Genomic DNA, 22,286 nt, shown 5'->3' on the forward strand with positions numbered 1-22,286 from the left:
GCGATTTCGCGCCAGCGCAATCAGGCCGGTTCGGTGTTGCGGGAACGATCGGACAAGGCGGTAGAGAGGACGTTACCAAGAGCGCTCTGCTTGTCGCGGCGACGTTGCACCGAGGAAGGAATGCGCATGGCTTCGCGGTACTTCGCGACCGTGCGGCGGGCAATATCAATGCCCGAGGCGCGCAAGCGTTCCACGATGGTGTCGTCCGACAGGATCGCCGCGGGCTCCTCCGAATCGATCAGCTGCTTGATGTGGTGGCGCACGGCTTCGGCGGAATGCGCCTCGCCGCCGTCGGCCGAGGCGATCGACGCCGTGAAGAAATATTTCAGCTCGAACGTGCCGCGATTGGTCGCCATGTATTTGTTGGCGGTGACGCGCGACACCGTGGATTCATGCATCTGGATGGCGTCGGCCACGGCCTTCAGATTGAGCGGCCGCAAATGCGCCACGCCGTGGGTGAAGAAGCCGTCCTGCTGGCGCACGATCTCGGTTGCAACTTTCAGGATGGTGCGGGCGCGCTGGTCGAGCGCGCGCACCAGCCAGGTCGCGTTCTGCAGCGCGTCGGTGAAATAGGACTTGTCGCCGTCCTTGCCGATCTTCTTCGACAGCTCGGAATAGTAGGTCTGGTTGACCAGCACGCGCGGCAAGGTGTCGCTGTTGAGCTCGACATGCCAGCCGCCGTCGGGACCCGGGCGGACATAGACGTCGGGCACCATGGTCTGCAGACGCGCCGAGCCGAACTTCATGCCGGGCTTGGGATTGAGACGGCGGATCTCGCCGATCATGTCGGCGATGTCCTCGTCGTCGACGCCGCAGATCTTGCGCAGGGCCACGATGTCGCGCTTGGCCAGGAGATCGAGATGCTCGACCAGGGCCTGCATCGCGGGGTCGTAGCGGTCGAGCTCGCGGAGCTGGATCGCCAGGCATTCGCTCAAATTGCGCGCACAGACCCCGGGCGGATCGAATTTTTGCAGCACGGCAAGGACGCCCTCGACGTCGGCTTGCGTCGCGCCAAGGCGCTCGGCGGCCTGGCCGAGATCGCCCGGCAGATAGCCGGCTTCGTCGACGAGGTCGATCAAATACTGGCCGATCATGCGCTGGGCAGGTGCGGTGAAGGCCACCGAGAGCTGCTCGGCGAGATGGTCCGAGAGCGTCAACTCGGCCGCGACAAAGGCCTCGAGATTGTAGTCCTCGTCGCCGGAGGCGCCGCCGCCCCATTCCGTATAGGTCGTCGGCGCGGCGTCCTGGGCGTTGCGCGCCGCGGCCTCGGCCGGTTCCTCGGAGAAGACGTTGTCGAGGCCCGTATCGAGGGTCTGCTCGATCTCGGCGCGGGTGCCGAGATCCTTGCTCATCCATTCCTCCTGGCCCGGCTCGAACGCCTCGGCGCTGTCGCCAAAACCGTCGTCGCCCTGGCCGCCGGACTCCTCGCCATCGCTGTACTGGCCGGCCTCGGCCGGGCCCTCGCCCGCGGGGGCCTCGTCATTGGCCCGTTCCAGCAGGGGGTTACGCTCGAGCTCCTCTTCCACGAAGGTCGTGAGATCGAGATTGGACAATTGCAGCAGCTTGATCGCCTGCATCAACTGCGGCGTCATGACCAGCGACTGCGATTGCCGGAACTCTAATCTCTGCGTGAGCGCCATGAAGCAAGAACCGTTCCCAAAAATTGGTCCGATTTTTGCTTATCCTAGTCCAGGCCCGATGTACACGTCTTGACGAACGCAAAAACGGGCTAGAGGCGGAATTCCTCGCCAAGGTAAAGGCGGCGCACGTCCGGATCGGCGACGATCTCATCCGGGCTCCCCTCGGTCAAGATTTCGCCGGCATAGACGATGTAGGCGCGGTCGGTGAGGCCGAGCGTCTCGCGGACATTGTGGTCGGTGATGAGGACGCCGATGCCGCGATTGGTGAGATGGCGGACGAGGTCCTGGATGTCGCCGACCGCGATCGGATCGATGCCGGCGAAGGGCTCGTCGAGCAGCATGTAATTCGGCCGCGTCGCCAGCGCGCGCGCGATCTCGACGCGGCGCCGCTCGCCGCCTGATAGCGCGATCGACGGCGATTTGCGCAGCCGCGTGATGTTGAATTCGTCGAGCAGCGAATCGAGCTGCTGCTCGCGCTTCTTGCGCGAGGGCTCCACCACTTCGAGCACGGCGCGGATGTTCTGCTCGACGGTAAGGCCGCGGAAGATCGAGGCTTCCTGCGGCAGATAGCCGATGCCAAGCCGCGCGCGCTGATACATCGGGAGCTTGGTGACGTCGTGGCCGTCGAGCTCGATGGCGCCGCGGTCGGCCTTGATCAGGCCGGTGATCATGTAGAACACGGTGGTCTTGCCGGCGCCGTTCGGACCGAGCAGGCCGACGGCTTCGCCGCGGCGCACATAGATGCTGACGCCGCGCACGACCTGGCGGCTGCCGAAGGCCTTTTCCACGCTATGCACAGCCAGGAAGCCGGGCCGCTTCAGGAGCTGCGGCCCACCGCCGTTCGGCTTGGCGGCGGCCCTGACGGGGTGAACTGCCGGCTGACGCGGCGCCTCGGCTTGATAGTCGCCTTGATAGTCGTCCGGGAACTGATCGGGCGCATGGATCGCCTGGTCGCGGGCCATCGGCGCGTCCCGGATCGGGCTGGTCACAAGCCCGCCGACGCCGTCACCGAGCGCGGTGATGTCCTGACGCGCAAATCCTGGCCGGCCGCGCTTGGCGGGGCGCCGACGGAACATGCTGAAGAGATCGACCATCCCCGCCTTCTAAGCCTTTCGCGACGATCCTGCGCGAATTCGCGCGATCTGCCGCACCGGCCGTTCGACTAGCCGGTGCAGCATGAGTGAAGGGATGTCTCATGCCCAGTGAAACACGCCCGAAAAGCGGCGGACCCCGCTTCGAAAGCCCTGCGCGCTAGATACAGTCTCACCGGCCAAGCTTCAACCTCGGTTCGGGAGCATCCGGACCAAGCCATTGAATTCATTTCGATTTAGTTGCGCCCGGCAATTGCAAAGGCGGCGCCCCGCCGGGCTTGCCCGAACCGCAATCATTGCCGCCGCCCTGCGGCAGCAGGGCCTGAACCCGGCCGTTGTCGGATTCCACCCGCGACACGCCCGTCGTCATGTCGACCATCAAACGGTCGCCGCGCAGCACGTTCTTGCATTGCGTCAGGACGACCTGGCCGCCGCCGCCAAGCATGGTGATGAGATTGGTCCTGGTGTCGAACACGGCGGTCTCTCCGGTCACCACCTGGTCCTTCTGGGTGACCACGACATTGCCGCGCGCCTCCAGCCGTTTGATCGAGGAACTGCCGCCGGGGCCCGGCTGCGCGGACTGCATCGGCGCGCCCTTGGTCGCCTTGGCCGCAGGCTGCGGCGTGGCGGGCTTGTCGCCGCCCGATTCGTAGAACACCACCAGCGTCTTCGAGGTCATGGTGGTGTCGCCCTGGATGACCTTCACATTGCCGGCGAAGGTCGCCTCCTTCTTCTTGTCGCGCATCTCGAGCGAGGCAGCCTCGATCTGAATCGGCTGATCGCGGTTCTGCGAAAAACCCTGCATCGCGTTGGGCACGCCCTGCATCGTGCTCTGCGCAAATGCGGCGCCAATTGCAGCAAGCACGACAGTGGCGGCGAGCGCAGCTGCACTGAAGATGGCATTGCGCGTGTGGTTGCGCGGAAAAGGCCTGATCATGAAATCACTTTGAATTGGCAGATTTGTTCTTTGATTTGGCCGGCGGCGCCGCCGGCGCGGGCTCGGCTGGCGCAGGCTGCGCGGCGGCGGGGTCATCCAGCTTGTCCAGATGCATCACCACATTGCCCTCGAAGCGGATGACGTCGCCGCCTTCCGTGATGCGCAGCTTGTCCGCGGACAGCGTGCCGTTGGTCAGCTTGACGTCGACACGCTCGTCCGAGGAGACCGTGCCCTTGCCCATGTCGACGAAGGCCGAGTTCAGCCGCGCCTCGTAGCCGGTCGAGGTGCGCAGGAAGATGTCCTTGTGCAGATCGAGCTGCTGCTGCTTGTTGTCGAAGCGGCCGGTGCGGGCATCGAGGAACAGGGTCGATTGATCCTCCATCAGCACTTTCGCGCGCAGGTCGGAGAGATCGACATGATCGGGGTCGGTGATGTCCTGCGTCGCGGTCTTGGCCCAGAGCTCGTAGGGTCGCTGGTCCGGCGTGTAGCCCGCCAGATGCGGCGATTCCATCGTGATCTTGGTGCCCGACACCACCAGGTTTCCGGAATCGAGCGGCAGCTTCGGCATCAGCATGCGGAACGGATTGAAGACCGAGACGCCGACGATCGCTGCCATCGACAACAGCACTGCAGCCGGCACCGCGAGGCGCAGAATCCGCACCAGACGGCTGTGGCGAGCCGCGCTGGCAAACTTCGCCGCAAGCGCGGCGTCGTAGGTGGGATTATGGGCCGAATTCACCTGAGCTCCTGAGGTGCCGCTCGCCAAGCCGGGTTGCAGGCCGCTCCATTGTACCCGTCAGCGCCGCAATATGCAGCCTTGTACATATCAGCCTTGGACATATCAGGCTCGGACAGGCCGCACGAAAGTGTCCGAAACGGGGCGCAGTCCAAGTCTAACTGGCGCGTGAGGGCTCAGGAATGCGCGAAAATGTCCTCCTCCGCCCAGCCCTGAAGGTCGAGCAGGGCGCGGGTCGGCAGGAAGTCGAAACAGGCTTTGGCCAGCGCGGTGCGGCCCTCCCGCACCAGCATGGCATCGAGCCGCTCGCGCAAGGCATGCAGGTGCAGCACGTCGGAGGCGGCATAGGCGAGTTGCGGCTCGGTCAGGCTGTCGGAACCCCAATCGCTGGATTGCTGCTGCTTGGAGAGATCGACATTGAGCACCTCGCGTACGAGGTCTTTCAAGCCGTGGCGATCAGTGTAGGTGCGGGTCAGGCGCGAGGCAATCTTGGTGCAATAAATCGGGCCGGTCATGACGCCGAAGGTCTGGTACAGCACCGCGACGTCGAACCGCGCGAAGTGGAAGATCTTGGTGATGGCGGGATTGGCCAGCAGCGCCTTCAGGTTCGGCGCGTCGGTGTGACCCTTGGGGATCTGCACCACGTCGGCGCTGCCGTCACCCGGCGAGAGCTGCACCACGCAGAGCCGGTCGCGGTGCGGATTCAGCCCCATGGTCTCGGTGTCGATCGCCACCGCTCCGGTGTAGCGGGACAGGTCGGGCAGGTCGCCGCGATGCAGGCGTACGGTCATGGCGTTTCAAAACCTCGGGTCTAATCGGTGCGTCGGCACTATAGCGAATTCGGATTGCCCGCGATGTAGCCATTGCCGGCGGGCCGCGCAAGCACGGGCTTCGCTCAGATCGCCGCCAGCATGATGCAGATCATCGCCGCAACCGCAATGCGGCTGGGGCCGTCGCGGAAGGCGTACAGAATCGGGTCATCGGGCATCTCGCGGCGATGCGCCATCATCAGGGCGCGGCCGAACCAATACAGCAGCAGCGGATTGAGCAGCCACAGCAGCCAGGGACGGCTGTACAGCGGCGTCACCGCGGTCGAGGAGACGTAGAGCGAGAACACGGTCACCGCGTTCATCGCACTCGCCGCCGCCATCGCGGCGATGATTTGCAGGTCGGTGACGCGATAGTCGCGGTTGGAGGGATCGGAAAGGCCGGCGCTCTCGCGCATGCTGAGCTCGCTGAAGCGCTTGATCAGCGCCAGCGAGGTGAACACGAACAGCGAGAAGATCAACAGCCATTCCGACAGCACCACGCCGACGCCGACCGCGCCGGCGACGATGCGAAGCGTGTAGAGACCGGCGAGCGTGACGATGTCGACCAGCATCTTGCGCTTGAGCGCGAGCGAATAGGTAATCGTGGTGACGAGATAGGCGCCGAGCACGCCGAGAAACAAAGGCGAGATGCAGAGGCCGGCCACGACCGCGAACAGCCACAACGCAGGAATCGCTGATAGCGCGGACGAGATCGGCAGATCTCCGGCCGCCAGCGCGCGATGGCGCTTGGTCGGATGCTGCCGGTCCGCTGCGAGATCCAGGAGATCATTCATCAGATAGGCGCCAGACGCACAGGCCGAGAACGCCAGGAACGCCAGCAGCGCGGAGCCGAAGCTGGCAAAATTCAACTGATGCGCGGTGATGACAGGCACGAACACCAGCGTGTTCTTGGCGTATTGATAGACGCGCAGCGCCTTGGCCCAGGTCCTGAGACTGGTCTTGAGGCTGACGTTGCGGCTGCCGCGGTTTTCGATGCGCTCGATGGCGCCGCGGTCGAACGGCAGGCTTTCGCCTGCAGCCAGATCAGCCGGCGCAACGACGCCGTCAAAGCCGAGATGCGCGGCAATGCCGGCGGCGTGGCGGGCGAAGCGGCCGGCCACCAGATAGATCTTCTCGCCCCGCGCCCGCGCCGCGAGCGCCCGGTTCAGCACGTCCGGCTCATAGGGCAGATGGGCGTAGTCGATCTCGGCGCGCGCCAGGATATCCGTGAGCGCCGCCATGCCCGGGCGTCCGCCAGCGCCGAAGCGGGCGAGCATGCGGCCGGGGCTGGAGAACAGCGCCTCCATCAGCAGCTCGGACCGCAGCAGGCCGCCTTCGAGATCGATGACGAGCGTCCGCGTGGCCGCCGCCGTGACCAACGGCTCGGGCACGCCAGGATCATACTGCCGGGCAGGCTGCTCCATCCGAATACGCTCTGACTTGCCGCAAACTGACCGGCTCAGCGCCGGGGAGCAGGGAAATGGACGGTCAGGACACTAGGGGAGCATTCGCTAAGGGCGACTTAATCGGGGCTGCCAGGAGCCGCGAGAACAGGGTGCGGCGCGGCCACCAATCCGGCGACAAACGCAGATTTATCAATGAGATAGTTCTCAGCAACGCTCACGGCGTCTTCTTCTGCGCAGGCACGGCCGGCTTCACGGGCGTCACCTGGGCTTGCGGCTGGGGGGATGCGGCTTCCGGCGTAGAGATCGCGATGGCGATCAGACGCCATTGCCCGGCCACGGTTTGAAACGTGAGATCGAACTGGATCTGCTGCGGCCGGGTCGGGATGTAACCCGCCAAGCGCAGCATTCCGCGCTGATCGAGCGCGGGCGCGTCGCTGAATTGCGGCGCCAGCAATGCCGCACCATAGAGATCGAAGTTGCGGCGCCGCAGGTCGAGAAAATTCAGTGCGAGATCGGCCGCGGTGTTGCGCGCCTGGAAATCGGGCGCAGCGAGGTCGCGCAGCACCGTATAATTGCCCGTGCGGTTGGCATCGTTGAGCGTGAGCAGCGTCGAGCGGATCAGATAGAGAGCCTGCTCCAGCGTGACGGGCAGCGATGGCGCGGCAGCAGCCGCGGCCGGCGCGGGCGTCTTCTGTTGCGCTATCGCCCCGTCACTTCCGCAGCACAGCGGCAGCGCCAGTGCCATCACGGCTCGCGCGATCAATTGCATCGAATTGCCAAAGCCTGGCATCACCAGCCGACGCGCATTCCGACGCGGCCGCCCAATCCGCCGCCGTTGGTGCCGTAGGTCAGGCCGCCGCTGGCCTGCACGTGCTCGCTGACGCGCAGCGCCGCACTCATGGAGAGCGCATTGGTGTTCTGGAACGTACCCCAGTTCATGCTCATCGCGATCTTCTCGGACGGCATCAGCCAGGGCGAGCCGGACATCGCAAAGGCCATCGCGACGCCGTTGATCGCCTTGCCGGTCCTGCCGTCGAGGTCGTTGAGGCGGGCATTGATGCCTGCGAGCTGGCTGTTGATGCTTGCGATATCCGCGGGGCTCGCAAACCCGAGTGCATTGAGCGAGGTGGAGGCGAGATTGCCGGCCGCGTCCGTGGTGACGAGTTGCACGGGCCCGGACTGCGCGGCCGTGCTCGCGGCCGAGGTGACGCCCGTCATCGTGTAGGTATTGCTCGCGGTGCCGTAGACCTGCTGGTTGGTGCGCGTCGCGGTGGCGCCGTTGCCGATCGCGGTGGCGTTGGCGAAGGTTGCGGAGGCGCCATTGCCGAAGGCCGACGAATTCGCGCCGGTTGCGTTGGCGCCGTTGCCCACCGCGGTGTTCGCGACACCGCTTCCGCTCGCGTTGGCGCCGTTTCCGACCGCAATGTTGAAGCTGCCGGTGCCGCTGGCATTGGATTGCGCACCGTTGGCGATATTCCTCGAATTGGCGCCGTTGGCATTCGCCAGATAGCCGGTCGCCGCGTTGGAGCTGTTGGCGCCAAATGCGATGGCGGCGTTGCCGGTGGCGACGTTATTGCTTCCGGACCCGCTCGCGTTGGTATTCATGCCGGTCGCGATATTGGAGCTGTTGTCGCCGGTCGCGTTGGAGTTCACGCCGGACGCGATGTTGCCGCTGCCGTTGCCGAAGGCGTTGGCGTTGCTCCCCGTCGCCGTGTTGGCGCTGGCGTCACCGTAGGCCTTGGCGACAAACCCGTTCGCAAGATTTCTGCTGTTGTTGCCGGAGGCATTGGAACTGCGCCCTGTCGCAACGTTCCTGCTGTTGTCTCCGTTGGCCAGGGCGGTCAACCCGGACGCAAGATTGCCGCTGTTGTTGCCGCTGGCGTTGGATCCGGCGCCGGCCGCGATATTGGTACTGTTGTCACCGCTGGCTTGCGCGTTGTTTCCGGACGCGATGTTTTTGCTGCCATCACCGCTGGCAATGGCTCCCGCTCCGGTCGCGCTGTTGAAGCTGTTGTTGCCGCTGGCGTTGGCATTGTTTCCGCTCGCAATATTGGAGCTGTTGTGGCCGCTGGCGTTGGCGCCGGTCCCGGTCGCGGAGTTGTTGCTGCCGTTGCCGTCAGCGGACGCGGAGGGCCCACAGGCAAAATTGCCCCCAGAGCCGGCCGCCGTGGCGCCTTGCTCAGACGCGGCACCATCCACACACACGAACTGAGCCCGGGCTTCCGGCCCGCCGGCGCAGGCCGCGATCACGGCAATCACCGCCGTTGCGAGGCAAGCGGTGATTCGTGCGCGCGATGAAATCATCCTGTTGGTCTCCCCACCCCGTCTTCCGACCTTGCGACTGGCAAGTGGCGCACGAAGAACGAAGACCGCCGTCACTTTCCAGCCGCAAGCCGCCACCACGTCAACGCGATTAACGCTTCGGCGACGCTCGACACTCAAAGCACGCAGGCCGTGGCTTTGAGAAGACGCCGATGCGCGGCGGACGGCGCGGCATTCCGTCCTCCCATATTCATGGGGTGCGGGCCGGCGCTCGTCTTCTCAATCCGCGCACTCTTTTTCGCGAAGAAGCCGGACTGTTCGTCGGATGGTGGGCTGTTGCATGGATCCCACAACCGGGCGCGAGTTCAGGTTCCGGCAGGAACGAGGGCCGTGCGCCCCCTGAAAAATCGTGCGAGCCCACCCCATCTGCCAGATTCTCTCTCCGCTCCGACGAAATCGAGATCCATGACCGAACAGACGCTCGCCGCGCCGATCGACGATCCATCAGGACGCCAACGCGGCTTCTCGCGCTATCAGGCGCTTCTCATCGCGCTGCTCGCGTTCACGCAGTTCACGATCATCCTCGACTTCATCATCATGTCGCCGCTCGGCGCCATCCTGATGCCCGCGCTCGACATCACGGCCGGGCAATTCGGCGTCGCGGTGTCGGCCTACGCGTTCAGCGCGGGCATTTCGGGCGTGCTGGCCGCCGGCTTTGCCGATCGTTTCGACCGCAAGCGCCTGCTGCTGTTCTTCTATGTCGGCTTCACGCTCGGCACCATGCTCTGCGCGGCGGCGCAGAATTATCACGTGCTGCTGCTCGGCCGGATCGTGACCGGATTGTTCGGCGGCGTGATCGGCTCGGTGGTGCTCGCCATCATCACCGATCTATTCCCGCTGCACCTGCGCGGCCGCGTGATGGGCTTCGTCCAGACCGCGTTCGCCGCGAGCCAGGTGCTGGGCATTCCGGCCGGCCTGTTTCTCGCCAATCACTGGAACTGGCACGTCTGTTTCATCGCGATCGTCGTGGTGTCTATCGCGGCGATCGCCATCATCGCCTTCGCCATGGAGCCGGTCGACGCGCATCTGAAGCGGAAGCAGGACAGAAACCCGTTCCACCATCTGATCGCGACGGTCGGACAGCCGCGCTATACATTGGCCTTCGCCGTCACGACGCTGCTGGCGACCGGCGGCTACATGCTGATGCCGTTCTCCAGCGCCTTCACCGTGCACAATCTCGGCATCGACATCACGCATCTGCCGACGATCTATCTCGTCTCCGGCCTGTTCAGCATCGTCACGGGGCCGCTGGTCGGCAGGGCGAGCGATGCGTTCGGCAAATACCCGACCTTCGTGTTCGGCAGCGTGGTGTCCGTCATCATGGTGCTGATCTACACCCATCTCGGCCACGTCGCGCTGACGACCGCGATCCTCGTCAACGTGCTGATGTTCGTCGGCATCTTCTCGCGGATGATCCCGTCGCAGGCGCTGATGTCGGCGATCCCCGATCCCGACCAGCGCGGCTCCTTCAGCGCGATCAGCGCCTCGCTGCAACAGCTCTCCGGCGGCCTCGGCTCGGTGCTCGCCGCCAGCATCATCACGGAAGGGGCGGATGGCTCGCTGATCCATTTCGACCGGATCGGCTACGTCGTCGTCGCAACCTCGATTGTCTCGCTGGTCGCGATGTATTTTGTGCAGAAGGCGGTGGCGGAGCGGACGGGGAAGCGGGTGGTGTAAGGGGAAACGGGACGAGCTGGCGTACCAGGGGACCGTCGCGACGGCGATGCAGCAATCGCCGCCCCGCTATCTTCGCGGATCGGGAGCCGTCTTAATTTGCGTCCGAATTCCGCAAAATGGTGCCCAGGAAAGGATTGGGGGTGCGCCACGTAGGGCGCGTTGATTTTGCTGTGGATTTTCTTCCGCCTTTGAGCCGCTGTGTACCAGCTACGTGTACTGACTTCAATGTCGCTCGTAGGTCGCGAACAAGAGGGTTCCTATGACATTGAGGGCTGCGCTTGAGAGGGTGATGAAGGAGTGGGCGGGCACGCATCTTCAAGAGTTCTCTGGGCACCCGCTTGCGAACCACATTCGTGGCGCGGCCAAGCAAGAGGTCGAAACCGCATTGGGAAACCCCAAAGGCCTGTCGTTCAAAGGCAGTGCCGGGTCGGGCCGCTGGGCAGATGTTCCATGGATCGCAGTCTACGATGACGTAGTCACCGACACTGCGACTGAAGGCTACTACGTCGTTTACCTGTTTCACATGTCAGAACCGACGGTGCACCTCTCGTTGAACCAGGGGACCACCGGCACGCGGCTCGAGTTCAAGAGCGCAACACATGATGTGCTGCGCGAACGCGCTCAGTTGATGCGACGGCGGCTTCCCGACTTCACGTCAAGACTGCCCGTCACCTCAATTGACCTTGGTTCGACTGGAGAACTCCCAGGCGACTATGCCGCAGGCCACGCCATGGGTATCTCTTACTCTGTATCGGACCTGCCATCGGATGCGGAATTGGCCTCCGATCTCCAGGCCGCTGTAGCGGCTTACAAGGCCCTGACCTTCCGCGGGGGGCTCGATCCGATCGCGGAGAAAAGCGACGAAGATGCGCCCGGTGAGGGAGCTTCTCTAATCGAACAACGGCGGTACAAACTACATCGCCGCATCGAACGGAATCCCAAGGCCGCCAAAGCGGCAAAGAGCCATCACGGCACCAAATGCCAGGCCTGCGAGCTTGAGTTCCACGAACGCTACGGTGAGATCGGGCGGGGATTCATTGAAGCTCACCACCTAAAGCCAATTGGATCTTTGAACGAGGGTGAGGCGGTTTCGTACGATGTGGCGACCGATTTCGCGGTTCTTTGTTCCAACTGTCACCGCATGATCCATCGAACGTCCGACCCTGCAGACATAACGGGGTTCCGCTTGCTGCTGAAGCGATAAGCTGACGCATTGGCATCGTCGCGCGAGCTCTAGACGGCTAGCATAAAGTCCTACACGATCTCGCTTGCGGGCGACTCGATCGCTGTATACGACCACGCTCTCGCAGCAGTTAAGGGACACTAAGAGCCAGACACATGCCGAAGACTTACCTTGTTTACTGCCAGCTTGATCGTCCGTCACACCGCAACACTCGACATGATCATTTCGAGTATCTGATCCAGGCCGAAACCGCAGACGATGCGGAGGCACGGTGTAAGGAAGCGTTTGCTGCCCTCCCTCTTGACGGCGAAATCTTTGAGAGAGGCTCAAGCATCTACGTAGATTACATTATCGAGATCAGCGAAGTCCCACCACAGGGGGCCGTCCTGCGGTATGCATCCTATCGAGGCGAGATGTCTTCGATTAGCAAAGCACTGCCCTTGGGGGACCATGGCGGTACGCTCAGTAACTACTTTACCTACGATCCAGACGACGAAAATGCCGCGAGCTCTCCAGAGCCAATGGTAGTACTCCCCTCCTAGGCTGGCCCTCATGCCGTTCAAGTTCCCCGGGTCTAACGAGGACGCTCTCGCTCAGCGCACCCATTCCATCAAGAAGGACATGAAGATCGGCCGGCCCACCACTTGGGCTATCCGCCGCTTGAACCATCGCGGCGAAGTGTTGGAAGAGGTCACGACGAAGTATCACCGAGAGGTCAACAAACTGCAGATGCGGTGGAAAAGGGAAGAATGGGACCTGCGCCTGTCGCATCCCGAGCTGTACGATGAGTGAAGAGTGAAGAAGCTGGCACTGATTGCAGCCTTCGTGGCTGTCCCGACTTTCGCAATTGCCCAGAAGGGCGCCGACGTGGCCTCAGCCGCGACACTCCATCAGGAGTACACCGATGTCATCATCGCGTCGGATGAGTGTCCGGGCGTCGGCTTAGACATCAACAAGTGGGACAAAGAAGTGCGCAAACTTGCCGGATCGAGCGGACCGGGCATGTTGAAGGCCTTCGAGGTATCAGAGCAAGGCGGAGCCTGGCGCGAGAAACGGCAGGGAGAGTTCAAGGCGAATCCGACAAAGGAGTGCGCCGACGCCATGGAGACCTATGGTCCGAAGGGATTGGGCCTCCTCAAGAGGAAGTAACTTACGCGGCAAGTACTGGCGTGGCGGCAAAGAAGGGCATGAGTTGATCGAACTGTGCGCGGCGAGGCATCGCCTACCGGACAATCGGGGATCTTTGGGCTCTTTCCCATGTGATTGCTCACAAGGTACAACCAGCAATCCATGAGTGCCTGCAAACGCCGAGGGTGAGGACGCGATTAGAGAGTCATCGACACGCGCTCCCTGTACCAGCTAGGGGGCCTAGCGGCCCGCGCGGGGGCCCGCCAGCGGGGCTCTTTGGGTTGGCGGAATGGCACTGAAATAGGTTGCACTTTCGGAAGAGAAACACCTCCCGCCGCGAGCAGTCCGGCAGGCCCTCGATGCCATCGGGGCTAGCGTTCTTCCGTCCTCAATCATCACCAACCCACCGCGTCCCCTCAGGCGTCCGTGGCTGATCTTCAGCCGTTCAGGACGGGCCCCTCCTGGGGGCGCTTCAAGCATCCCTGAACATGCGACATAACAAAACACCTCAGAACACCGCCGCCATCCCTACAGAGACCGAAAAGACATCCCGGTGGGATGTCATCAAGATCGCCGACATTGCTATTCGCGACGACTGGCAGGTCCGCGCCAAGATCGACCCCACTACCGTCAGACGCTACCAAGCGGTCTACAAGAACGAAGGCAAGCTGCCGCCCATCGAGATCGCGATGGTGGACGGAGTGCTTCGTCTCGTGGACGGCTGGCACCGAGTGAAAGCTCTTCAACTCCTCGAACGCGACAGCGTGGAAGCGAACATCACCGAGATGTCGATGAGCGAAGCCCGCTGGGCCGCGGCAAGCGCGAACCTCGCTCACGGTCTACCCCTCAAGCCCAAGGAAGTGCGTAACGTCTTCAAGGCCTACATCACGGCTCGCCGGCACTACAGGTCGAACGGTCGCCTCAAGTCCTACCGCGAGATGGCAAGCGAGTTGAACGGCGCTGTCAGCTACCGGACCCTGAACCGTTGGATGGAGTTGGATCATCCGAAGATCGCGAAGGAGATGTCAGTGCAGCACGGCGGTGAGAACAAGGACCAGTATCACGATGGTAAGCCGCCCCAGCCGAGCGAGATCGGCCCCCTTCAGCTCGCCGCTATGAGCCTCGACAATGCCCTCGCAGAAGCCCGAGGGATGTCCTCAGAGGATCGTCGGGCCCTCCTCGACTACGCTCGGCGTCTGCTCACCCGGCTGGAAAGTCTCCCCCAGTGGACCGCTGAAGAGCGTGAAAATGGGCTCCACGCGATGCCGGCGAACAACGACTTCTAATGGTTGGGACATTGTCCCAGCTCCAGTGAACAGCCAGCCGGAAAAGCCTTGGAAGTGGAGGGATATAGCCCCATTCGCGAAGCGACTGAAGTCTCACCCCTCGTTAGCGCCGTTCACACAGCAGCGCGTCGCTAATGCCGTCGCTACTCCCGGTCCTCGGATAGTTTGGCAGAAAACTGTGAAGCCCCCATTCCACCCCATCGTGCGGCGGGATTCCCCCTGGGGGGGCTCGGCGGCTTGTGGGCGCAGCGGCAGGAGTCGAACCTGCATCTCATCGGCGGACCCACCCAGACCTCTAGGGGCGGGCCCTCGAAACCGATGGCTCTATCCAGTTGAGCTACGCTGCGATTGCCATGCCGTACGGGTAGCGATCCGCTCCTCTCCGAACGGCTGTAGTTGGTCGATTAGCGGTGTCAGATCATGGATGATCTGCCCGTTCTCCTTGTGCTTACCCTTGAGGATGAGGCCCTTCTTCCTGAGACTGGCGATTGAGCGCTGCACCTTCCGTTGGCTGACGCCCATGCGCTTGGCGATGGTCGTGGGCCGAATGAACGGCATCTCGTCCTTCACGTAGTAGTGCGCCATCAGGTTGAGCAGCACGATCAGATCGTCGCCGGTGATCTTCAGCTTGTGCTGATTGAACAGCAGCACGTCGGGCACCGGCGACCATCCAGCCTTCCCAGCAACTCCATAGCGCGCTTCGACCCGGCTTTCCGGCCGAGGCTCCTGCTGCTTGGCCACGTCGGTCGAAGGCGCGACGGCAATGAAGTCGTCGAAGTCGATCTCCGTGATTGGGGATTGAGAGTTCGTCATGCGGACTACATACGCAAAAACGGAGAACCCCGCAATCGAGGTCTGATTAACGGTGACAGATTTGACGCTTTTTCTATCTCTGTCCCCTACCGATGCTCTCGGGGCTGTCCGCTGAGGCATGCCCGTGCGGACGCGCCAGACTGCCCCAAGAATGCGTCCGTTAGGGTTGACTTCGTTCAACGGACGCGATATTCAACGGACATAACCCTAACAGACAGCAGGGCCTCCATGGCTACGATCCTCTACGCGCGAGTTTCCACTACCGACCAGACCGTCGAGCATCAGCGGACAGGGGCGGAGGCTGCAGGCTTCAAGATCGATCGCGTCGTCGCGGACCACGGCGTGTCGGGGATCAGCACCCGCCTTGCCGAACGTCCCGAGGGCAAGCGGCTGTTCGACATCCTGCGCAGCGGTGACACCCTAGTGGTCCGCTGGATCGACCGCCTCGGGCGCAACTACGCTGACGTGTGCGACACCATCAGGGAGTTCATGCGGCGCGGCGTCGTCATCCGCACCGTGATCAACGGGCTCACCTTCGACGGCGCAACGAAGGACCCCATGCAGCAGGCCGTCAGGGACGCGCTCATTGCGTTCATGGCCGCCACCGCTCAGGCGAACGCCGAAGCCATTAAGGAAGCGCAGCGCGGCGGCATCGCCCTTGCCAAGGCAACGGCGGGCGAGACGAAGTATCGTGGACGGAAGCCGACGTTCGACAAGGATCAGCTCGAATCGGTCTGCAACATGCTGGAGCAGTCGGCAGGCGTTGGGCAGATCGCTGCAGCGACAGGCCTGAGCCGACAGACGATCTACCGTATCAAGGAAGACCCAACCGCAGCGCAAGCCGCGCTCAAGGCATGGGCTGCATAGCGGTCTGCGTTAGATACATCTTCCTGGCCCAATCAGTGTTTTTACATCCACGATTGAACGCCCGCCCACGATCAGTGTTTGCGTGGTCAAACCTTTGGGAGAGACACTTGACCAAATCACGATACGACTGTCCCGCAGAAGACTGTCGCGCAGGATCAGATCGCCAGTCGGAGATCAGTCCTGCCTACTACGAGACCATCCCGGCGGAGGCTCGGGGGAAGATCGATGCCTATCGTGAGATCAACCGGGGGCCTTTGATGCGCTGCTCGTACTGCGCTTGCGTCTACTTACAGCTCGGAACCCGCAACGAGATGGTGGGGTGGCTCGACAGTGGGGTCTCGGGGCAGCATTGGGAAGAGACTACGGGTTGGGAAAGGATGACGCGCAAGCCACGCTAAGGCCCTGACGTGATTCGAGAAAATAAAACATTGACAAATCAATGAGATAACTTATATAGAAGGTCAGTGGGGAGCGCGGCTTTAGCGCGTTGGGGGCGGAAAGGGGTCACTCCCGAGTACCCTCCACCCCACGGCTCTTCAGACAAATGTTTGGTAGCCCGGCGCGACAAAGGTCTGCATCGGCATTCGCACCAATCCAAAGCCCGGGATCGTCCCTTGAGGCGATGTTCTGAAGCTGCCCTTGATTGCTTCGGCAAAACGATTCTCGCCGTGCTGGAATGATCGATGCACCGCGCCTGCTACCATGTCAGCCAGTTGAAGGCCGACACTGGCGTCGCTGGGAGAAAAGAAGATCGTTTCGATGATGTTGGCATAGGTCGCGGTGTATCGTTCCTCAGTGTCGATGAGTTCATGATGTCTTGTGCGCAGCTTCTCATCGTCAGCCGCCATTCTATGATCTGACACGACGATGCCGAACTGAGATTGTCCGGTCACTCGGGTCGCGTCTTGTAGGAAGTACTGGAACCGCTCCGTCACTCCCTTGTAGGTTAGATGGTATACGTCGTCCTGCGACGTGATCGTCGGACGCTTGTAAGCGGCCTCCACTGACGTTACGCAACAGATCAGCTTGATCGCCTTGCGGGACGTGATCGTGCGAAACACATCCGTCCGTACCTGCTCCTTGTCCTCCTTACTGAGGTGCGACAGCGAGTTCTCTGTGTTTCCCGTGCCGAAGTACTTCCACTTCAGTTCACCTCTGACATTGGCAGTGGCCTTCTTGAAGTCTTTGGCGACGGGGTGCCAAGCACCCTCGGGGATTATCAATCCACCAATGACGAGGTATTTGCCTTCTGCCTTTTCCGGCTTCGGAGGCGAACCGGATTCATCCAGGAAGAGGAAGTACATGATCTCGCCCCACTCGTGATGCTAGCGGCCAGTATAGCGTCCCGTGGATCGCTGGACAGGGTCATGCAACCTTACGAAGGCCGCGGCGTAGAATACATCGGCACCTGATAGTGGGGCAGTTTGCAGACCTCCTGATACAGTCCGGCCGGATCGCCATACACTCGCTCGTCAACGCTCTCGCCAGCATGTCCGGTGATCATGCGCCGCTTTTCTGGGTCTACGCGATACTTCCGGCACTTCGTGATGAAGTGATGCCGCCAGCCGTGATTGGGTGCGACGCGCTCGTCAGTTACGACGGCTCGCCCGAACTCAGCCATTCGATTTTTCAACGTCCGCAGCTTCCCTTGCGGGTCTTCGCTCTTAGCGACGGTCAGGAACAGGTAGCCGTCGCAGGACGCCATCACGAAGTCAATGAAGCCCTGCTCTACCAGATGCGGATGTAGCGGCACCTCCCGCGCCTCCTTGTTCTTCACCGGCCCCGCCTCTGGAGTGATCTTCGCCATCCAGTGGTCGCCTTCGCGTCGAACGTCTTCGCGGCGCAACTGCGCAACCTCGCCGATCCGGGCACCGGTGTAAGCACACAGCCAGGGAAGCCAACGCTTCGCCGCAGTGGTCTTCTTGTGTTCCTGCGCGGCCCCTACGTGATCCAGCGCCGCCTTCAAGATCGCGTTTGCTTCCTCGGCGGTGAACCCCCTGTCGCGCTCACGCTTCTTCTTCCCGACCTTCAACGTTATGCCCTGAGCGGGATTGCTGCGCAGCTTGTGGTTCCGAACGCCCCAGCCGAAGACCGACTTCATTGCGGACAAATCTACGTCCTTCACGGTCCTCGGTGCGAGACCGTCCGCAAGACGCTTGTCCTTCCAACCGATGATGTCGTGAGGGGTTAGGCGGGTGGCGTCGTCGTACCCGACGAAGGCAACGAAGCGGGTAAGCACTGACCTGTACTCGCTGATGGTCTTCTCAGTGACGCCAGCAGCCCGGTTTTCCAACTCCCAGCCTGCGAAGAGCGTGGCCACTGTCAATCCCGCCTGACCGATCGGAGCGACGTTCGTTTCCCATTGAGGAAACCGCGCCTCGACAAGGTCAGGGCCGTAGTCGCCTCGGCCTCTGCGCTCCAACAGCGACGTAGCGTCCTTGAACGCGTCATGTAGGGCGGCAGCCAGCCGAGCCCGAGTGTCATCATCGATCTGGATGGCCTTCCGCTGGAGCAACTCAGCAACGTACGGGGCCATCTCACGTTTCGCGGTGTCAACGTCCCACTTGCAGGCGGCTTGGTGGAGCATGTTCCAGAGCGTTGCCCGGCCGGGATCGTTCTCCCAGGTCTTCTTGGCGTGGCGGTAGGCCTCGCCGGCCAATGCAACGACCTCTCGATGAGTGAGGCGGCGAGGAGCTTCGCGCATCGAGCGCCACACATCATCAAGGTAGGCGAGTGCCTTGGCCTGCCGTGTCTTGGCCTCCCGGGGATCGTGGGTGCGCAGCGATACCTTGACCTTGCAGTCCGGGCCGACCCGAACCGTGGCGGTCTTGTCTCCAACGGGGATGCACAGCACTAGGCCCACCGCCTTACCGGCCAGGTCGGCGGGAACGCGCTTTCGGAGGTAATGAACGGAGGAGCCGTCGCGGCGGATAGGAGAAGCCATTCGCAGAAGCATGTGCACCGTCTCTGTGTACCAGTTGAGACGGTCGATCACCCTTGATTATCAGGGACTTCAGCGAAATCAACTACATCGCGGAGCGATGGTGCCCAGGAAAGGACTCGAACCTTCACGGCCGTTAAGCCACTGGCACCTGAAGCCAGCGCGTCTACCAATTCCACCACCTGGGCATGCCGTTTGGGGCACGGAGGCGGTTACTACGGTTCGGTGACGCCGTTGTCAATTCATGCTTGAAGCCTGTTTCGGGATGCCGATTGCGCATCGCAAACCGGCCCGATACAAGCCTGACAAGACGCACTCTTTTCCGCAGGAACGGCTCCCATGGCATCGAATCTGGACACGCTCGTCACGGTTTTCGGCGGATCGGGGTTTTTGGGCCGGAATGTCGTCCGCGCGCTGTGCAAGCGCGATTACCGCGTCCGGGTCGCCGTGCGGCGGCCGGAACTGGCCGGCTTTCTCCAGCCCTCCGGCAAGGTCGGGCAGGTCCACACCGTGCAGGCCAATTTGCGCTATCCGGCATCGGTCGAGGCGGCGCTGCGTGATTCGCACGTCGTCATCAACCTCGTGGGCGTCCTGACCGAGAGCGGCGCGCAGACCTTTGACGCGGTCCAGGCCAAGGGCGCCGAAACCGTCGCCAAGGCGGCGGCCGCGGCCGGCGCCAGCCTGGTGCATGTCTCGGCGATCGGGGCCGATGCCGAATCGCCCTCGCGCTATGCCAAGGCCAAGGCGGCCGGCGAAGCCGCGGTGTCGACTGCGGTGCCCTCGGCGACGATCTTCCGCCCCTCCGTGATGTTCGGCCCCGAGGACCAGTTCACCAACCGGTTTGCCGCGCTGGCCCGGATGTCGCCGGTGCTGCCGCTGATCGGCGGCGAGACCAGGATGCAGCCGGTTTATGTCGGCGACGTCGCCACCGCGATCGCGGACGCCGTCGACGGCAAGGCCAAGGCGGGCGCGACCTACGAGCTCGGCGGGCCGGAAGTGCTGACCATGCGCGAGATCATCGAGGCCATCCTCGAGATCACCGCGCGCAAGCCGGCGCTGATCCCGCTGCCGTTCGGCCTCGCCCGTTTCCAGGCGAACTTCCTGCAATTCGCGCCGGGCGCCTTCAAGCTGACGCCGGACCAGGTCACGATGCTTGAGCGTGACAATGTCGTCTCGGATGCGGCGAAGGCCGCCAGCCTGACGCTGGAAGGGCTCGGCATAACAGGCGATTCGCTGGAGGCGATCGCCCCGCAATATCTCTGGCGCTTCCGCGCCGCCGGTCAGTTCCAGCGTATGAGCGTGTGAGGTGGGTGTCACCTCCCCCGCAAGCGGGAGAGGGAGCAGACCGCCGCCCCGGCTACAGCCTCAAAACTTCAGCTTCTTGAACACCGCTTCCGGCAGCGTCTTGATGATCAGCATCACGAGGCGCCATTTGCCGCTGACATAGACGACGTCGGTCTTGTTCTTGACGGCGCTGAGGATCGCATCGCCGACGACCGGCGCTTCGACGGTGAGCGGGCCGATCAGCTTCATGCCATCAGTCATCTTGGTGCGGACGAAGCCGGGCTTGACGGAGACGACATGCACGCCGCCACGGCTGGCGCGGGCGCGCAGGCCGGAGAGGAAAGCGGAGAAGCCGGCCTTGGCCGAGCCATAGACATAGTTCGAGGCCCGGCCGCGATCGCCGGCCACGGACGACACGCCGACAAGCGTGCCGGTGCCGCGGCCTAAGAATTTTTCGGCGAACACGCCGAGGATCAGCGACGGGCCTTCGTAATTCGAGCGCATGACCGCCGTGGCGTGGGCAAGGTCGCTCTCGGCATTCTCCTGCACGCCGAGCAGGCCGACGATCGAGATGACGACATCGGGCAATGCCGGCAGGCCGCTCACAAAGCCAGCGAATGCGGCGGTGTCGAGCACATCGAATTTGTAGAGACCGACGTCGATCGCGTAGCGCGCGCGCAGATCGGCCGCGTCAGGCTCCAGCGCGGCGACGTCGCGGCCTGCGAGGCCGACATCGTAGCCGGCTTTGGCGAAGGCACGCGCGGCGGCGCGGCCGATGTCGGAGGAGCTGCCGAGCACCAAGACAGATTTGCGTGACGTCACGGCCTAGACCTCATCAAACAGACGCTGTGAAAGTTTCGATCGGATGTTGCCGGCGGGATCGAGCGATTTGCGGATCGCGTTGAAACGCTGCAAGGCAGGATAGCCCGCCGTGAAGGTCGCGCGCGACTGGCGCGCGTCTTTCGCCAGATACAGCCGGCCGCCGGCGGCGACGACCAGGCGATCGATCTCGTCGAGGAAATTCAGGATGTCGCCCTTCACCGGGAAATCCAGCGCGAGCGTGTAGCCGGGCAGCGGGAACGACAGGATGCCGTCGCCCTGGCCGAGCTTCTTGAGCACGGCGAGGAAGGAAGCGTCGCCGCGCCGTGCGACGCGATCGAGGATGTCGCCGAGCACGGCGCGCGCGCCGGCTTGCGGGATCACGCATTGATGCTGCAGGAAGCCGCGCTTGCCATAGATGCGGTTCCACTCACCGACGCTGTCGAGCGGAAAGAAATACGGATAGAGCGAGACCACATGGCTGCCGCCGGCGCGCCGCGCGCCCATGCGATAGTAGAGCTCGTTGAAGGCGCGGACGCTGGTGCGGTTCAGTGCCATCGACGGCAGGTCGACGGGCACGCTGAGGCGAGACTCCTTGCCGACCGGAAAAGCATCGGCACCTTCCGCCAGTTCGCCTCTGTCCGCGTGCTCGCCGAGATAGATCAGCGAACGGCCGAGATCGCGCCCGCGTGCCACGCAGTCGATCCATGCCACCGAATAGGTCGCGGCATCGCCCGCCTCGAGCGCGCGCATCGCGGCATCGAGATCGGACGCGGAGATCACCCGCTCGCGGATCCACCCGGTCTCGACCCGGCGCAGCCGCATCGTCGCTTCGAGGATGATGCCGGTCAGGCCCATGCCGCCGACGGTCGCGAAGAAGGCATCGGAGTTCTGTTCGCGCGAGGCCTCGATGACCTCGCCCTGCCCGGTGCGCAGCAGGAGGCTGTCGACATAGCGGCCGAAGCCGCCTTCGCAATGATGGTTCTTGCCGTGCACATCGGCCGCGATGGCGCCGCCGACCGAGACGAAGCGGGTACCGGGCACGACGAAGGGCAGGAAGCCGCGCGGGCCAAAGGTGTCGATCAGGTCCGAGAGGAGAATACCGGCTTCGAGACGGATGCGCCCGGTTCCCGGATCGAACGACCTGACCCGGTCGAAGCCGGTCATCGCAACGGTCCTGACGGTGCCGATCGCGGCATCACCATAGGCACGACCGTTGCCGCGCGCGACGGTGCCGGCCGAGACAGCCTCGCCGACCGCCGCGAACGAGCGCGGGCGCAGCACGTCGCTATCGACGACCGGGAAACGGCCCCAGCCGCTGACGAGGGTCATGGCTCAGCTCCTGTG

21 protein-coding genes and 2 tRNA genes are annotated in these 22,286 nt (G+C 63.2%); 8 read left to right on the forward strand and 15 right to left on the reverse strand.

Annotation, left to right across the window (positions count from 1 at the left end):
- Window positions 1–20: 20 nt before the first annotated feature.
- The 8 genes from rpoN to RAD10_RS04020 all read right to left on the reverse strand — a co-directional run bounded on the left by rpoN (window position 21) and on the right by RAD10_RS04020 (window position 8,923).
- Window positions 21–1,640 (reverse strand): RNA polymerase factor sigma-54, encoded by a 1,620-nt coding sequence (gene rpoN / locus RAD10_RS03985; RefSeq protein WP_461616401.1) that lies wholly within the window; start codon window positions 1,638–1,640, stop codon window positions 21–23.
- Between the two features lie 89 nt (window positions 1,641–1,729).
- The gene (gene lptB / locus RAD10_RS03990) at window positions 1,730–2,734 is read right to left on the reverse strand and encodes an LPS export ABC transporter ATP-binding protein (protein ID WP_028139458.1); all 1,005 of its coding nucleotides are present in this window, start codon (window positions 2,732–2,734) and stop codon (window positions 1,730–1,732) included.
- Window positions 2,735–2,957: 223 nt separating this feature from the next.
- Window positions 2,958–3,668: an LptA/OstA family protein gene (locus tag RAD10_RS03995; protein ID WP_461616402.1), complete on the reverse strand. Its 711-nt coding sequence runs from the start codon at window positions 3,666–3,668 to the stop codon at window positions 2,958–2,960.
- A 4-nt stretch (window positions 3,669–3,672) separates the two neighbouring features.
- A complete protein-coding gene (gene lptC, locus RAD10_RS04000) occupies window positions 3,673–4,407 on the reverse strand; it encodes an LPS export ABC transporter periplasmic protein LptC (RefSeq protein ID WP_018323451.1) in 735 nt (244 codons plus the stop codon).
- A 173-nt stretch (window positions 4,408–4,580) separates the two neighbouring features.
- Window positions 4,581–5,195: a ribonuclease D gene (locus RAD10_RS04005; protein WP_018323452.1), complete on the reverse strand. Its 615-nt coding sequence runs from the start codon at window positions 5,193–5,195 to the stop codon at window positions 4,581–4,583.
- Window positions 5,196–5,299: 104 nt separating this feature from the next.
- Entirely contained in the window at window positions 5,300–6,604 is a 1,305-nt protein-coding gene (locus RAD10_RS04010) for a UbiA family prenyltransferase (protein WP_461616403.1), read from the reverse strand.
- Window positions 6,605–6,833: 229 nt separating this feature from the next.
- Window positions 6,834–7,388 (reverse strand): hypothetical protein, encoded by a 555-nt coding sequence (locus RAD10_RS04015; RefSeq protein ID WP_461616404.1) that lies wholly within the window; start codon window positions 7,386–7,388, stop codon window positions 6,834–6,836.
- A gap of 20 nt (window positions 7,389–7,408) precedes the next feature.
- Window positions 7,409–8,923 carry a YadA family autotransporter adhesin gene (locus RAD10_RS04020; protein ID WP_461616405.1) on the reverse strand — a complete coding sequence of 505 codons (1,515 nt, stop codon included), beginning with the start codon at window positions 8,921–8,923 and terminating at the stop codon, window positions 7,409–7,411.
- Between the two features lie 423 nt (window positions 8,924–9,346).
- On the opposite strand from RAD10_RS04020, the gene RAD10_RS04025 reads away from it, so the two are divergent.
- The 6 genes from RAD10_RS04025 to RAD10_RS04050 all read left to right on the forward strand — a co-directional run bounded on the left by RAD10_RS04025 (window position 9,347) and on the right by RAD10_RS04050 (window position 14,215).
- The gene (locus RAD10_RS04025) at window positions 9,347–10,618 is read left to right on the forward strand and encodes an MFS transporter (protein ID WP_461616406.1); all 1,272 of its coding nucleotides are present in this window, start codon (window positions 9,347–9,349) and stop codon (window positions 10,616–10,618) included.
- A gap of 289 nt (window positions 10,619–10,907) precedes the next feature.
- Window positions 10,908–11,822 carry an MrcB family domain-containing protein gene (locus RAD10_RS04030; RefSeq protein WP_461616407.1) on the forward strand — a complete coding sequence of 305 codons (915 nt, stop codon included), beginning with the start codon at window positions 10,908–10,910 and terminating at the stop codon, window positions 11,820–11,822.
- Window positions 11,823–11,956: 134 nt separating this feature from the next.
- Window positions 11,957–12,343, forward strand: a complete 387-nt coding sequence (locus tag RAD10_RS04035; RefSeq protein ID WP_461616408.1) for a hypothetical protein — start codon at window positions 11,957–11,959, stop codon at window positions 12,341–12,343.
- A 10-nt stretch (window positions 12,344–12,353) separates the two neighbouring features.
- Complete coding sequence (locus tag RAD10_RS04040; protein WP_461616409.1) at window positions 12,354–12,593, forward strand: hypothetical protein; 240 nt, start codon at window positions 12,354–12,356, stop codon at window positions 12,591–12,593.
- A gap of 3 nt (window positions 12,594–12,596) precedes the next feature.
- Window positions 12,597–12,950, forward strand: coding sequence for a hypothetical protein (locus RAD10_RS04045; protein WP_461616410.1), 354 nt, complete (start codon window positions 12,597–12,599; stop codon window positions 12,948–12,950).
- Window positions 12,951–13,417: 467 nt separating this feature from the next.
- On the forward strand, window positions 13,418–14,215 hold the full coding sequence (locus RAD10_RS04050) for a ParB N-terminal domain-containing protein (protein WP_461616411.1): 798 nt from the start codon (window positions 13,418–13,420) through the stop codon (window positions 14,213–14,215).
- Window positions 14,216–14,455: 240 nt separating this feature from the next.
- Here RAD10_RS04050 and RAD10_RS04055 read toward each other — a convergent pair.
- Together RAD10_RS04055 and RAD10_RS04060 are read right to left on the reverse strand one after the other, a co-directional pair.
- A tRNA-OTHER gene (locus tag RAD10_RS04055) sits at window positions 14,456–14,562 on the reverse strand.
- Window positions 14,540–15,208 carry a helix-turn-helix domain-containing protein gene (locus RAD10_RS04060; RefSeq protein WP_461616412.1) on the reverse strand — a complete coding sequence of 223 codons (669 nt, stop codon included), beginning with the start codon at window positions 15,206–15,208 and terminating at the stop codon, window positions 14,540–14,542. Before RAD10_RS04060 ends, RAD10_RS04055 begins: the two co-directional genes overlap by 23 nt.
- A 48-nt stretch (window positions 15,209–15,256) precedes the next feature.
- On the opposite strand from RAD10_RS04060, the gene RAD10_RS04065 reads away from it, so the two are divergent.
- Window positions 15,257–15,895: a recombinase family protein gene (locus RAD10_RS04065; RefSeq protein ID WP_461616413.1), complete on the forward strand. Its 639-nt coding sequence runs from the start codon at window positions 15,257–15,259 to the stop codon at window positions 15,893–15,895.
- Window positions 15,896–16,431: 536 nt separating this feature from the next.
- Here RAD10_RS04065 and RAD10_RS04070 read toward each other — a convergent pair.
- The 3 genes from RAD10_RS04070 to RAD10_RS04080 all read right to left on the reverse strand — a co-directional run bounded on the left by RAD10_RS04070 (window position 16,432) and on the right by RAD10_RS04080 (window position 19,024).
- Window positions 16,432–17,199, reverse strand: coding sequence for a DUF3800 domain-containing protein (locus tag RAD10_RS04070; protein ID WP_461616414.1), 768 nt, complete (start codon window positions 17,197–17,199; stop codon window positions 16,432–16,434).
- A gap of 71 nt (window positions 17,200–17,270) precedes the next feature.
- Window positions 17,271–18,890, reverse strand: coding sequence for a DUF6538 domain-containing protein (locus RAD10_RS04075; RefSeq protein ID WP_461616415.1), 1,620 nt, complete (start codon window positions 18,888–18,890; stop codon window positions 17,271–17,273).
- Between the two features lie 47 nt (window positions 18,891–18,937).
- Window positions 18,938–19,024: transfer RNA gene (locus RAD10_RS04080), tRNA-Leu, on the reverse strand.
- Between the two features lie 151 nt (window positions 19,025–19,175).
- Here RAD10_RS04080 and RAD10_RS04085 point away from each other — a divergent pair.
- A complete protein-coding gene (locus RAD10_RS04085) occupies window positions 19,176–20,141 on the forward strand; it encodes a complex I NDUFA9 subunit family protein (RefSeq protein ID WP_461616416.1) in 966 nt (321 codons plus the stop codon).
- 60 nt (window positions 20,142–20,201) lie between these two features.
- Here the strand turns inward: RAD10_RS04085 and RAD10_RS04090 are convergent, their stop codons facing one another.
- A complete protein-coding gene (locus RAD10_RS04090; RefSeq protein WP_461616417.1) occupies window positions 20,202–20,942 on the reverse strand; it encodes an SDR family oxidoreductase in 741 nt (246 codons plus the stop codon).
- Between the two features lie 3 nt (window positions 20,943–20,945).
- Window positions 20,946–22,271 carry an FAD-binding oxidoreductase gene (locus RAD10_RS04095; protein WP_461616418.1) on the reverse strand — a complete coding sequence of 442 codons (1,326 nt, stop codon included), beginning with the start codon at window positions 22,269–22,271 and terminating at the stop codon, window positions 20,946–20,948.
- Window positions 22,272–22,286: the final 15 nt, after the last annotated feature.

The sequence above is a fragment of the Bradyrhizobium sp. 23AC genome (assembly GCF_054863025.1).